The following is a 13,960-nucleotide window of genomic DNA, read 5'->3' on the forward strand; positions in this document are numbered from 1 at the left end:
GGCGAAGTCCCTTCAGGGCCTGCTGCGAAACGGGATCCAGCCCAGGCCTACGGGAGCTACCCTGGGGCCCGCCGTTCGCGGGCCGCCCTGGGACGTTTCAGGCCCGCTCCCGCTGGCGCTGCAGCATCCACGCCGCTCCGAGCACGAGCCAGTATACCGAGGCCAGGGGCTGATTTTCCCAGGAATTCTGACCCAAGCCAAAGCTTACCATCGCCACGACCACCGCCGTCCCCGCCGCTCCCAGGAGCCAATCGAAGGCCACCGCCCGGTAGGCCAGGGCCAGCGTCGACAGGATGATGGCGCCCAAACCCAGCAGACCCAGTCCGCCCAGCTCCATGGCCGTGCGCACGTACTGGTTGTCCGCATAGGCGTAGTCGGGCATCTGGTAACGTTCGCGGATCTCGGGATCCGGCCGCAGCGCCCCCGCGCCCCCCACCCGGCCCGGCCCCACGCCAAAGACCGGGTGATCGCGGAGCATCGCCATGGCATAGCGCACCATGGCCAGCCGTCCCGACGCCCGGGACAACTCCACCGTTTCCTCGTCGAAGGTCTCCCGCAGGCGCTCGATCTGCAGGCCCCGGGTCGCCCCGGCGCCACCTTCGCCGCCGCGGGCCAGCACGCTCCAGATGGGGACCGGCAACACCGTGGCGATCACCGTCACCACCAGGGTGACGGCCAAAAGTACCGCGGTGACCCGGAGGGGGATCACCCGGCGCGCCAGCCAGCCCGCAGCCACCAGGGCCAGTGCCAGGGCCAGCCAGCCCTGGCGCGAGTAGGTCAAGGCCAGCCCCACGATCAGCAGGATGGCGATCCCCCACGCGCCCCAGTCCCGCCGCCGCTCGGCCACCGCCGTGGCCCAGCGCGGCCAGTGCAGGATCAAGCCCAGCACCAGAAAGCACCCCAGGGTGTTGGGGTTCTTCATCAAGCCGACGGCCCGCCCCACGTTGGACCCGGTGAGGGTGACCACCCACTTCCACGGCCCGAACCAGCCCGCCAGCAGCACCCCGGCCACCTCGACGGCCGCCATGAACACCGCCAGCCCGATCATCCAGCGCCAGAGGGAGCTCATCCACGCGCCGGACGAACCGGCCAGGGCCGCCACACCCTCGGCGGTGGGCTCGCCAGCCACCCGCCGCGGCGCCCCTACAGCCCCCGCGCTCCATCCGGTGGCGGCGCCGGCCTGAGCCCTGGAGGCGGCCCGATTCCGGTTCCGGCCCCCGCCCTGCGATCCCGCACCCGCCGCGGCCCCGCGGCTGCGGCTCCGCTCCGGCCCCCGCGTCCACGGCCCGTGGGCGGCTTCCCAAGCCTCCACGGTGGCCGCGCCGAGCAGCAGGGTGGACCATAGGACCAGGCTGCGGATGCCGGTGGCCAGGTCCATCAGGCCCCGGCCATTCACCACCGACGAGGCCACCACGGCCAGGACCGCCAGGCCGACGGCCCCGACCAGCGCCCAGGCCAGCCGGTTCGTCCCGCCCCGGGCGGGCCAGAAGGATCGCCGCAACGCGGGATCCGACAGCAGGGCCAGGACGGCCAGGCCGCCAAGACCCGCGGAGAAGAGGTCGCTCAGCCAGCGCAGGGGCGACCACACGAAATCGACCAGAACGAAGCGAAAGGCCAGGTAGGGGATGGCCACCGCCATCAGCAGGCGGATGCCCTGGACCGCCAGGTGCGACGGTCCCCGGGGCTGGGCGCGGCGGGCGCCCGCCACGGCCGGCCCGCGCCGGCCTTCGCCTTTTCCGTAGGACATCGCTGTTGCCGTCCGGTGCCGGGCCATAGGCTCACCCTTTCCCGTGGTGGATGGGCGTCAGGCAAGAACGCAACAAATCAAGAAGATCGATTTCGCCCCGGCCTTGCCCGGTCCCTGTCGATCGGCCGGCAGCCGGGATTCCAGTTTCAGGAAAGGTCAGGGCGCCGGAGTCACCCCAGCCAGCGGCGGTACAACTCGACGAACCGGCGCGCCGCCGCCAGGTGGGAATGGTGCTCCAGCACGTAGTCCCGGCCGGCGGCGCCCAGGGCCCGGGCCCGCGCGGGCTCGGCCGCCAGCTGGGCCAGGGCCCGGGCGATGGCCAGGGGGTTCCGGTCGGGCACCAGCCTCCCCGTCACCCCATCGCGGACGATCTCCTTGAGCCCGCCCACGGCCGACGCCACCACCGGCCGCCCGAAGACCATGGCCTCCAGGGCGCTGATGGAGGTGGCCTCCTCCACTCCCGCCTCGTGCACCGAGGGGATGACCACGGCGTCGGCGGCGGCGTAGTACGCCGGCATCGCCTCATGGGGCCGGCCGCCTTCCAGCCGGCAGAGGTCGTCCAGCCGCCCGCCCTGGACCGCGGCCCGCAGCTCCGCCCACTGGGGACCGTGGCCCACCACCAGCAGCAGCGGGCGCGAGCCCTCCGGCCAGGGCACCCGCCCGTCCCGCACCGCCGCCATGGCCTGAACGGCATAGGCCACCCCGTTCTTGGGGGTCAGGCGCCGGGGGCAGAGGACCACGAAGACTCCGTCCGGAATCCCCAGCCTCCGCCGGGCCTCCGCGGGCGGCGGCGCCTGGTCGGGCCAGCTGCCGTCGACGAAGTTGGGGATCACCGTCACCCGGCCGGCTGCGCCCAGCTGCTCCACGTGGCGGCGCAGCCGCTCGTCCACGGTGACCACGTGGGCCGCCCCCGCTAGGGCCCGCCTCTCCAGATCCAGGTGCCACGCTTCGGGGCGCGTCCCCGGCCGGATGCGGCGCGCGGCCAGGTGCTCGCCCGTGGCGTAGCCGTGCACGGTGTAGACGTAAGGCAGACCGGCCCGCTGGGCCGCAACGGCCGCCATGGGATCCTCCACGTTCAGGGCGTCGAGCCAGCCCGCCTCCCGGCGCAGGAGATGGGTGAGGAACCGGGCACGCATGGCGCTGCTCCAGGTGGTGCCCCAGCCGCGGCGCAGGCGGTTGAGCACCCACGAGGGCCCCCGGGTGGCCACGTGGTGTAGCGGCGGGAAGTTGTTGAAGGACAGGATGCGGACCTCATGCCCCTGGGCAGCCAGGCCCCGGGAGAGCAGCTCCACATGGGTCGACAGCCCGCCCTGGTGGGGAAACTGGTAACTGGTGGCGAGGACAATCCGCAATCCTCGAACCTCCCGCCCATACCCTTCGTGTCGAACGGGCGCGAACTGGCCCGCCGGAGGCGCAGGGCCAGGGACCAGTGACTTAAGGTAGCGCGGCACGGAGGCGACGGCCTAGCCGCTTCACGGTGGCGGCGTGCCGGCGGCGCGTGCCGGTCCCGGCCGGGACGGCACTCGGCCATGCCCCGCCTGCTTCACAAGGGCGCCATGACCGTGGCCCCCCACCGCAGCCGGCGTGCGCCATGCCGGTTGCGCCCTCAGGGTACCATGCCGGCCGCCTGGGCGCGAAGGTCAACATGCCCAGCGTCCCCTGGGTCCGTGTTCATGCCACGAGGGAGGCCGGGTTTGGCCTCCCTCGTGGTGATCGCACCCGCGGCGGCAAGGGGCGGAAGCCCATCTCCAGCGTGCGCGGTCAAGGCTGGCAGTTGCCCGCCCAGCAGTACTCGAACCCCCGCACCGCCACCGCCGCCGCCATGGCCCGCGTCATGGTCTCACCGGGTGCGAACCTGGTGTCGCTGATGCCCTTCATGATCCCGGCCGCCGAGACAGCACCGATGGCTCCGGCAAAGGCGCCGTTATCCGGCACATCCTTGAAGGATTCGGGCTGCACGGGCAAGCCAAACGCCCGCTTCAGGATGGCCGCCGCCTCCTGGCGGTTGATCGGCTTGTCGTAGCCGAAGCTGCCGTCGCTGTAACCGTTGATGATCCCCGCCGTATAGGCCTTCAAGATGTAGTCATAGAACGCCTGGCCGGGCTGCACATCGGAGAAGTTCGGCGGCTCTTCACCCTTGGGCAGTGGGCCGCCGCGCAGCCTCTCCAGCGCCTCCACGATCATCTTGGTGAAGGCACCCCGGGTCAGCTTCTCCTCGGGGTAGAACCGGGCCCACAGGTCCCCGTCCACCAGCCCCGCCTGGTAGGCGCGGTTGACATCCTCCTTCAGAGCGCCCGCCACGTCGGTGAACTCCCGGGGGTAGAGCTTGTCCGGCAAGAGGAAGGCCGAAGGCAGGCCCACCCGCGACCGGAAGACCCGGGCCAGGACCTCCACGCTGCCCGCACTGCCGGTGATCCGAATAACCCTCGGCGTCATGCTGTCGGGGTTTCGCGCCCCCTCGGGGACTTCGATGCGCTGCAGCGTACCGATCTCGGGCCACAACTTCTCGATCACCGTGAGGGACACGTCCCGGCGCCAGCGGAAGTAGGTGTCCTCATAGCTTGTCCCTTTATATTGGTAGAACTCCGGCGTGATGGCGGTGCCGTCGGCCAGGACGAACCGGTCTTCCCGGCCGCGCAGGTAGGGCAGAGGCTCTCCCGTCCCGTCGCCGAAGGCCTCGGTGTTGGACGCCACGTACCCGCCGTTGCCCGCGGTAAAGTTGGCAGAGATCAGCGCCCCGCCGTACATCAAGACCTGGGCGTCGGTGGCCTGGACCACCTGCTCGATCTTCGGCCGGTAGGTCTTGTCGCTGTACCGCCCATAGAAGACCTGGTCGTACGTCGAATCCACCAGGTTCGTGGTCAGGCCGAAGTTCTGCCGGGCGGCATAGGTCCGGGCCGCCACCGCCTGCGCCTTCAGGGCCTCGACGGACCAGGACGCCGGCGACTCGTGGGGCACCACCCCGACCAGGTAGTCGTAGAGGCTCACCTTGTTCCGGACGATGATGCCCGCATTGCTGCTCCCCACCTTCTTCGGCGCCTCAAACTCCAGTCGCCCTTCGTAATCGCGGCAGCCGCGGAAGGCGTGTTCGGACTTTACGTCACAATTCGTCAGCGGGTAGTGCAGCTGGGCCGTCTTGCCCTGGGGAATCACCAGCTCGAGTCGCTCGGTGGTCGAACCCGAGGAGGCGGGCTTGCCGCGGAGCTCGAACACCGGCCCGCCGGTCGCCTGCGATGCCCAGCGGAATCCTACGGCTGCATCGAAGGTCACGTTGTACGTGCCGGCCGGTAGCGCTTGGGTGCTCGCCCCTTCCAGGGTCGCACCATCCGGCACGTCGACCACCCAAAGCAGACGTGGCTGGGGCGAACCGCTCTGGACACCGTTTTCATCCAAAGAGAGCCCAACCCGCACCTGCTGCTTGGCGTCGGCCGTATTACGCTTGACCAGCTCAGCCCCGGGGTAGTAGTGGGCCAGAATGTCCCGATAAGGCACCCCCAGCTTTCCAAGCCCCTGGGCACCCCGCTGGGACATCCCGGTCCGGTGGCCGTACCCCCCGCCGAAGAACCGCACCCAGTCCGTGTTGGGGTTCGGCTGGGTCGATGTCGCCGTGGCGGACGCCCCGGACGCCGATGCGTCAGTCCCCGTGGCCGTGGCGCCCGTCCCCTCCCCCGACCCGCCCGCAGGGGTGGTACCCGAATCGGCCGTGGCACCCGATTCTGCGGTGGTCGCCGAACCGGCCGCCGCGTCCCCGCCACCACCCGGATTTGTCCCGGAATCACTTCCACCGGTGCTCGTCGACGCGTCCCCATTGGTGCCCGTGACCTGGGAATCGCCGCTCGCCTGAAGCGTCCAACCGGCGGTCTTAGCGGAGACTTTCGTAGCAGCACCCCCGGCCGTCCCCACCACGACGGGCCCCACCCGAGGCTGGGTGGTTTCGCCGGGCACCTCTGCGAAGGCGAGGGTGACCTCCGCCGCCCCGGGCGGAACGACCACCTCATGGACCAGCCCGCCCGGAACGACATCCACGATCCGAACCTCGGCCCCCTGTGGTACCTGCAGAACGGGCCCACCCTGCGGGACCACGAACTGTACGGCCTGCGCCCCCTCAGGCAGGGCCAGCCTCATGCGACCCTCAGGAGCGGTGAGTTCCCAGGCCTGCCCCGTCCATACCAATCCATGGGCCTGGAGTACGGGACTACCCACTGCCTTGGGGGACACCTTGGCGGAAGTGGAGGGAACATGCGAGCTGGCGCCCGCGAGCGGACCGAAGCTGAGCATGAGGGACACCGAGACTGCCGACGCAAGCCAGGCAAGCCTTCCGCCCGAACGCCGTTGCCGCTGGCAGCCCAGCCGGCCGTGCGGCCCTGTAAGCATACAACGCATCCTATACCCTCCGTGACCCGTTCCGGCGCACGCTGTGCGCCTCCCCTGCACCGTTCCCCCTTTCTTTCCACCCTTCGACAAGAAGGTCCTGCCGCGCCTCGTAATGACCCGTACCCAGTTGCAAGAACATCGCGGCCTTCCTGAAACTACGTTCCTCGGACAGCCGCCGCGATTGCAGAGCCGCGTTTACGCGTATCTCGGGCTTGGGCGTGTGCTGTGCACTCGCCCAAACGAGGCTGCGCCGCTCGCGGTTCCTGATGATCTGGTCACGACGTTGCGTCCGACTGCCTTCGCAACCCTCGTCGCCGCGGACAACCCTTGCCTTCGGTTAGCGGTTATACGCAGCACTCTTCGTCGGGGACTTTCACCCCTTAACGCTCGCCCATATCAGGGCCACACGACAGTTGGGCCCGGGTTCAAACCCGGGCCCAACCCACCGGTACGTAACTAGGCTCCGCCAGGCCGATCATCTCAAGGCAGGCTGACCTCAACCGTCTCTGCGGCCGCGTACCGGCCGCGTCAGCGTAGACACCGGCCTTGATCGTCGCCTTGAAGGTGTCGCCGGACTTCGTCAGCGACGGAGTGAAGGTCACTGTCGCAGTATTGCCGGATACCTGGACACCCGACACGGAGCCTGTAGCGCCAGCCACGGTGACGTTCGCAAAGTCGTTAACGTCAAGGTTCGCGATGTTCTCGCTAAACGTCAGCACCACAGTATTGATGCCAGTCAACTTCGCCGACACCAGCTTGGGCGCGACGTTCTCCTTGAAGTTGAAGACCTTCTCGTAGGGCTTCATCACGTTGCCGGCAAGATCCGCGATGTTCTCAATCCGGAACGTCATCGGACCGCTGGCCGTGATGGCCCCGTCCTTGAGGGTCAGCCGAACGGTCTTCTTCGCCGCATCGAGGAAGACCGCCTTGGTAAACACGGCGTTCCCCTCGACAGTGTAGTTGTTGACATTCAGCGCAGTGGCGTCTGTCACCCGCTCGGTGAAGATGACCTCAACCGTATTGTTGTTGAGCCGCTGGACAAAGACTGCGTCTTCGGCCGTGTTGGTATCGTTGTCGAAGTCGTTCGCGTCAGCCGCCACAGCCGGCTTGGTCGTGTCACCACTGGCACCGATAGTAACCTGGACCGTCGTCACAGCATTCTGGTTGGGCTGGCCAGTCAGCCCGTCGTCGGCCAGGTCGACAACATAACCAGCAGTAAGCTCAATGGTCCAGTCACCAGCGGCCATCCCGGCCCCTGCGATGTCGATGCGAAGCGCGTCGGTCTGGTTATCCTCGTCCGGGTCGTAGACCGACACCGCGGAGCCGGGAATCGTCACGTTCTCATGGAGAACGCCGTCCGCGATGTACGACCCAGTCAAGTCCCCTGCCGGGCTGGTCGCCAGGGCTACGGGCTCATCGAAGCGAATGACCACGTAGGCCTTGCCCTGAATCGTCTCCACGCTGGCCGACTTGACCTTCGGAGCCGTCAGATCCGCCTTGAAGTAGACGAAGGCGCTGTACTTGTCGCCCTTGTTGCCTGCGAGATCCTCGAAGCCAGAGATCTCGACCTGGTGAGTCTCGTCCTTGGAGTATGGGATACCGATGTCAACGGTGGCAACCGTGCGGGTGCTGTTCCAGGTTACGCTCGCCGGGGTTACGGAAGCGCCGTCCACCTTGACGACGAAGTCATCCTTCGCGTCGTTAGCCGTGGCCAGATCCTTGATCGGCTCGGAGAACGTCACCTTGAACTCATCGCGGTCGACGCCCGTGATGCTGGTAACGGAAGGCTTGCCGGAGTCCTCAGGGACCTGGACATTCTTGACGGTCGGATTCGGCGAGATCAGGTTACCCGCGTAGTCGGTCACGGTGCCATTGATGGTAACCGAGTAGGTCTTCCCCGGCTCCGCGCCGTCGATGGTAAACCGCACCTTCGTGTAGTCGGTATCTGGGACGTAATCAAGGCCGCTGATGGTCTTGCTCGCCCCCTCCAGGGTGACGGCGTAGGCGCCGGTGTTCTTGGCGCCCTTGACCGGCTCGCTAAAGGTCAGGGTCACCTGGCCGGTGACGTTGACCTCGGCGGCCGTCACCGTGGGCCGAACCGTGTCGGTCAGATCGAGCACCGCGGAGTAAGCCGGCAGGCTCGCGCCGGAGGTGCTCTTCACAGTGTTGGCGATGGACACAGCGTAACGGCCCTGGAAGTACTCATCGCCATCCTGAGTGGTACCGCTCTTCGGGGTGATGGTCAGCACCTTGCCGTCGCCGCTGAGCTCAGCCGCGGCCTCATTGGCGGTAACAGGATGGCCGTCAAGGCTCTTGAACTCGAAGACATCGTCGGCCAGGGTCTTGTCGTAGCCGATGACGGTCTTCGCATCAACAGCTTTGGTGAAGGTGATCTTCAGCTGGCGGGCGTTGACCAGGCTGATGGACGCAACCTTGAACGGCTGCGCGTAGTCATACGCCCGGTACGCCGTCGCGGCCGCCTGGCCACGGGTGATGTTGTCTGCCGGGCCGAAGGTCGTGCTGTTGTAGCCGTTCATGATGCCGGCAGCGGCCACGGCGCCGATGGCCTTGGCGAAGGCACTGTTGTCCGGCACGTCGGCGAAGCTCTCAGCAGCATCGGCCAGCTTCAGGGCCCGCTGCAGGATGGCCGCGGCCTCCTGGCGGTTGATGGGCTTGTTGTAGCCGAAGGTCCCGTCGGCGTAGCCGTTGATGAGCTTCGCGTTGTACGCCTTCACCACGTAGCTGTACAGGGCCTGGCTGGGGTTGACGTCGCTGAAGGGCTCGCTGCCGCCCTGCAGCTCCTGGCCCGAAGCCTTCTCGAGCGCCAGGACCACCATCTTGGCGAAGGCAGCCCGGGTCACATTCTCATTGGGCCGGAAGGAGCCGTCTTCGTAACCGTCGACGAGACCGGCATTGTGCGCCGCCAGGATCTCGTCCGCCAGCGTGCCGCTCACATCCGTGAACTGGCCGTGGCTAGCAAAAGCGGCCATCGGGAACAGCGCCAGCACCATGGCCAGCACCACCAGGATGGCCGCCGTCTTGCGCGAGTACTGCAAATAAGCGGTACTCAACTCCGGACCTCCTCCTCTGTCCCTAATGGACGGGGACTTGGTGGGCTCTGCACCCACCCCCCGCGGCATCCACCGGGCCCCGAAAGGATCGGTGGCTTCCGCGGGTATCGCGCCGGGACGACCAACGGGACCCGTATGTATCGGCCTTCCGTGGTCCCCGCGGCGCTAAAGCGAATCCGCCGCGTCATCCCCTTCGGGATCCGGCTCCCCGGGATCCGGTTCGTCCGGAACCGGGCCAGCCGGGCGGCCGTTGCTGCGCGGCACCCCTTCCGGGTGACCGCCGGCGGTCAGCATCCGCAGGAGCTCCTCTATCTCGTCGCGCCTGTACCTGTACTGGCCACCCAGCGTCTGGATCGGATGCACGCCGTACTCCGCCAGCTTGCCGGATGATTGCCAGTTCAGAAAGGTACTGCGTGATACGCCGAGGAGGCGTGCCGCCTGCGAGCTGGTTAGATACTCACTCACCTTCCCCCCCTCCATCCGGCGGTGCGCCTTGGCTCAGCGGCCTTCGACCTGTTCCGCTGGGGAACGGGCCTCCTCGGCCGCGGGGCGACCCTTTGCGGGCCGCGCACCGGGATCCGGCACCCCTTGGGGTACCGGAAGGGCCAGCCGCTCGCTGACGGCTGGATCGGCGCGTGGTCCAACCCCTTCCTGCCGCCCCGCCCATCCCACCGTCCGACGGGCCGGCGGCCCTGTCACCCCCCTTGCCGGGTTCCAGGGCATCCCGTTGGCCCTTCGGGATTCCCAGCCGCCTTACCAGCGCCCAAGGGCCGTTTCCATGGATGCACCCGACAAAACTGAATAAACGTCCAAACTGCTCAAACTGACCAATTTGCATTGTGTGGGATCATTGGGTACTTCTTTCATACAGTCCGAATCGAACAATCCTTATAGGAAGGCTCATCTGTGGGGTTCGAAGAGTGTCGAATCGGCTTACAGCATGGTGTTTTCTCCGCCGATTCGTCCATTCCTCCTGTCCTACGTTAGAATTGTCCAACCCGACTAAAGACGCCCAAGCTGTATTTTTGGCAACTTTGTTGGGAGGCTTCAAACCGTATGACACCGGTATAATTGGATCCTATCAGCAAGTTTCCTGCCGCAGCTCGCGATAGCTCTTCCAATCGCCCTCGTCCATTTTCCATGGAAGGAACGTACCACGGCAAGACGTGGAACGGGCGCCAAGGGCCCGGCGGGGTTCCGGGCCCTTGGGCTCGACCTGATGGGATGGGGGGCTCGGGAAGGGACACCCGGGAAGCAGCGCCTGGGGTTAAGAACAGCTAACGCGCTTCTTATCGTTTCTCGCCCAACGTCATCAAATCTTCGCATCCCCTCCCCTCCGCTCCTCGGCCGCTCTTTGACACGGAACATATGTTCTGATATGCTGTCCTTGGATGATTTTGGGGGGCCTGCCCGTGCGTGTGTTGCAGGCGTACCGCTTCGCCCTCGACCCCACACCCCGCCAGGAACGGGCGCTGGCCTCCCACGTGGGCGCCCGCCGCTTCGCCTTCAACTGGGGTTTGGCCCTGGTGAAGGAGCGCCTGGAAGCCCGCGACCGGGGCGAGGATGTGGAGGTGCCATGGACCCTTCCGGCCCTGCGGCGGGAGTGGAACCGGCAAAAGCACCTCGTCGCCCCCTGGTGGCGGGAGAACTCGAAGGAAGCCTATTCCTCCGGGCTGGACGGGCTGGCTCGGGCCCTTCAGAACGGGTCCAGAAGCCGCAAGGGTGAACGCAAGGGGCGCCGGGTGGGGTTTCCCCGGTTCCGGAAAAAGGGCCGAGGGCGGGAGTCGGTGCGGTTCACCACCGGCGCGATCCGGGTAGACGACAAGAGCCACGTCGTCCTGCCCCGGATCGGGCGGGTGAAGACCCACGAACCGGCCACGGCCCTGCTCCGGCGCATCGAAGCGGGAACGGCCCGCATCCTGTCCGCCACGGTGTCACGGGAAGGGGGCCGGTGGTTCGTCAGCTTCACCTGCGAGGTGGAGCGGCAGCCGGGCCGCCCCCGGTTCCCCTGGAAGGTCGTCGGCGTCGATGCAGGCGTCAAGCACCTGGCGGTGCTCTCCACCGGGGAGGTCTTGCCCAATCCCCGAGCGCTGGAGAAGAACCTGAAACAGCTGGCCCGGTCCAACCGCGCCCTGGCCCGCCGCCAAAAGGGCAGCCGGGGGTGGCAAAAGGCCCGCCGCCGGCTGGCCCAGATCCATGCGCGAGCCCGGAACCTCCGCCAGGATGCCCTTCACAAGCTGACGCACCACCTGGCGAGCACCTATGGCGTAGTGGTGGTCGAACAACTGCACGTGGCGGGCATGTTGAAGAACCGGCGGCTCGCCCGGGCGCTGGCCGATGCCGCCCTGGCGGAGATCCGCCGCCAGCTCAGCTACAAGTGTCCTTGGCACGGCGCGGTCCTGGTCGAAGCGCCGCCCTTCCATCCCAGCAGCAAGCGTTGCTCGCGGTGCGGTGCGGTCAAGCCGTCGCTGCCGCTTTCGCAGCGCGTTTTCCGCTGTGAGGAATGCGGGCTCGTACTCGACCGGGACGAGAACGCCGCCCGCAATCTCGCGGCCCTTGTGGCCGCCGTCGCCGGGAGTGGCCCGGAGACGGAAAACGCCCGTGGACGGGATGGAAGACCTGCCGCAAGGCAGGCAATCCCGGAGGAAGCGGGAAGCCGGCACCGGCGCATCGCTGGGTAAGACCGGCACCGCCGATCCGCAAGGATCGGCTGCCTGAAACAGATGACGATGTTTCAGGTAACGGTTTCAGGCCTCCCCGGACCAGCGGCGGCTGGCGGCGTCGGCGTAGTCCAGGTGGGCCGAGGCCAGGGCGGCCAGGGGGCGGGTGGCTCCGGCGATCCGGCGGCGGAGGGCATCGTAGCCGGCCTCGACCGCCTCCAGGCCGGCCTTAAGGTCCTTCGCGGAGACGGTCTCCAGGTCATACACGTACCGGTCCAGCCCCAGCCGGCCCAGCACGCCCGCCACCTTGGGATCGTAGTTCAAGGCCAGGACGGGGACGCCCGCCCGGACGGCGAAGATCAAGAAGTGCAGCCGCATGCCCACGGCCAGCCACGAGCCGGCGACAACCGCCTCAATCTCGGCCGGAGTCAGGGTGGCCGGCAGGATGCGGACGCGGGGGCCATGGCCACCCGCAGGCCCTTCTTCGATCAGGTCAGCCAGGCGCTGGGAGGCCTCGTGGTCGAGCCGGCCTTCCATGGGCACCAGGACCACCTCCACATCCGGGCGGGTGGCCAGCACGTGGCTCAGGAAAGCCGCCAGTTCCGGGAAGAAGCGGTCCTGGCCGGGCCAGCTGCGCACCGACACGGTGATCAGGCGCCTGGCTGGCCCCGCCCCCCGGCCGAGTCCGGAGGGATCGAAAGGCGGATCGAAAATTTGGGCGAGGGGCTTCGCGCCCGCCCCGGGCCGGGGCAAGCTGAACACGAAGTCCGCCAGCAGCTCCCGCACCGGACGGCGGACCCCCACCTGCTCAAGAAGGTGGAGGGAGCCCTCGTCCCGGGTGGTGATGACATCAGCCTGGGACGCCAGCCAGCGGGTGAGGAAACGGGCCCAGCGGCCCCGCAGGGGCCCGACGCCATGGCCCAGGAACAGCACCCAGCAGCCCGCCAGGCGGGCCCAGCTGGCGATCATTAAATAATAAGGAACGGGACCGCGCAGCAGGAAGGTGCGGGAGGTATCCTGCAAAAGGCCCCCACCGCCCGAGATGAACACCCCCGCCCGCCCCAGGGCCCGCGCCTTGGCCAGAAGATCCCTTCGCCAACCCCGGTATACACTCTTCACCCCGTGGGTACGAGCGGTTTCTTCCGGGCGGATGGAGAAGACCGTGATATCTTCATACCCGCGCTGGCGCAGCTGCCTCAGGACCGCGTCCAGGATCGCCTCATCCCCTGCGTTGCCCGCCCCGTAGAAGCCGGAAAGAACCACCGGTGGCCGGCGCGCCGGCCGGGGAGGAACCTGCGCACCGGCACGGTGGACGGCCGCCGGCTCGAGCCGCCAGCGGGCAGAGGCGTAGGCGGAAAGGCGGGCCAGGGTGAGCTGGTAATCCCACAGGGCAACAAGGACACCAAAATCGTACCATGGCCCTGGGCCGGCGTCGTGCCATCCCCCTCCGGTGCCCTGTTCCACCAGTGGTCCTGAGACCAATCCGGCGACCGCCAGAAAGAAGGTGGCAAGGAGCAGACGCCCGGCGGCAGGCCGCAACCGCGCGTCCCGGCGGGCCATTTGCCAGAGCGCCAGGGCTGAAACGGCCGCCAGGGGCCAGGCCATCCCCCAGCGTAAGACCGGTGCAGCCACGGGCCGGTCCCGGCTGGCGACGGCGGGGAGTGCCGCACCGGTGGAGGCGGTCCCGTTGCCGGGTTCCGACGACACGCCCACCCCCGCCTCGCCCACGAGTCCCGCAGCGGCCACCAGCAACAGCAGGAGGCTTAGCAGCGCAACCCCCGTGGCGGCAGCCCCCAGCCAGGGTGAGGGGACTGGTACGGGTTCTTGGGGAGATCCCGCGGCCGGGGGACGCCACCGGCGCAGCAGGGCATAGACGCCCCAACCGGCCAGGACCGGCTCTAGCGGCAGCGGCCGCCCGCCGAGACGCGCCCACAAAGCGGCGGCGGCCACCAGGACCACCGCCGCTTCCACCAGGTTGATCGGATCGGCGAACCACCGGTTCCGGAAGCCACCCCTCCGTGAACCTTGCGGGTCTGCGCGACGCCTCACGACGTACCATCCTCTGGCCTGCGACATCGTCTCCAACCCGGGCCCGCCCATCACCGCAC

At 68.0% G+C, this 13,960-nt stretch carries 7 protein-coding genes; 1 reads left to right on the forward strand and 6 read right to left on the reverse strand.

The genetic code is table 11. The features are described 5' to 3' along the window. Nucleotides 1–97 precede the first annotated feature (97 nt). From THESUDRAFT_RS07600 to THESUDRAFT_RS07620, 5 genes are all read right to left on the reverse strand, one after another. A complete protein-coding gene (locus tag THESUDRAFT_RS07600; protein ID WP_006904186.1) occupies nt 98–1,747 on the reverse strand; it encodes an O-antigen ligase family protein in 1,650 nt (549 codons plus the stop codon). A gap of 170 nt (nt 1,748–1,917) precedes the next feature. Continuing rightward, complete coding sequence (locus THESUDRAFT_RS07605; protein WP_006904187.1) at nt 1,918–3,099, reverse strand: glycosyltransferase family 4 protein; 1,182 nt, start codon at nt 3,097–3,099, stop codon at nt 1,918–1,920. 409 nt (nt 3,100–3,508) lie between these two features. Continuing rightward, entirely contained in the window at nt 3,509–5,773 is a 2,265-nt protein-coding gene (locus THESUDRAFT_RS07610; protein WP_156821760.1) for a SpoIID/LytB domain-containing protein, read from the reverse strand. A gap of 773 nt (nt 5,774–6,546) precedes the next feature. Beyond that, entirely contained in the window at nt 6,547–9,192 is a 2,646-nt protein-coding gene (locus THESUDRAFT_RS07615) for an S-layer homology domain-containing protein (protein WP_006904189.1), read from the reverse strand. Nucleotides 9,193–9,357: 165 nt separating this feature from the next. After that, on the reverse strand, nt 9,358–9,657 hold the full coding sequence (locus tag THESUDRAFT_RS07620) for a helix-turn-helix domain-containing protein (protein ID WP_006904190.1): 300 nt from the start codon (nt 9,655–9,657) through the stop codon (nt 9,358–9,360). A 947-nt stretch (nt 9,658–10,604) separates the two neighbouring features. On the opposite strand from THESUDRAFT_RS07620, the gene tnpB reads away from it, so the two are divergent. Continuing rightward, a complete protein-coding gene (tnpB, locus tag THESUDRAFT_RS07625) occupies nt 10,605–11,873 on the forward strand; it encodes an IS607 family element RNA-guided endonuclease TnpB (protein WP_156821762.1) in 1,269 nt (422 codons plus the stop codon). Between the two features lie 66 nt (nt 11,874–11,939). On the opposite strand, the gene THESUDRAFT_RS12360 is transcribed toward tnpB, so the two are convergent. Next, the gene (locus THESUDRAFT_RS12360) at nt 11,940–13,901 is read right to left on the reverse strand and encodes a polysaccharide pyruvyl transferase family protein (protein WP_051009265.1); all 1,962 of its coding nucleotides are present in this window, start codon (nt 13,899–13,901) and stop codon (nt 11,940–11,942) included. Between the last annotated feature and the right edge of the window lie 59 nt (nt 13,902–13,960).

Source organism: Thermaerobacter subterraneus DSM 13965, assembly GCF_000183545.2.
GTDB classification, from domain to species: domain Bacteria; phylum Bacillota; class Sulfobacillia; order Thermaerobacterales; family Thermaerobacteraceae; genus Thermaerobacter; species Thermaerobacter subterraneus.

Excerpts from the sequence above, each read along its gene's own strand:
- THESUDRAFT_RS07600 (WP_006904186.1), bottom strand. The coding sequence starts at position 1,747 with ATGTCCTACGGAAAAGGCGAAGGCCGGCGCGGGCCGGCCGTGGCGGGC.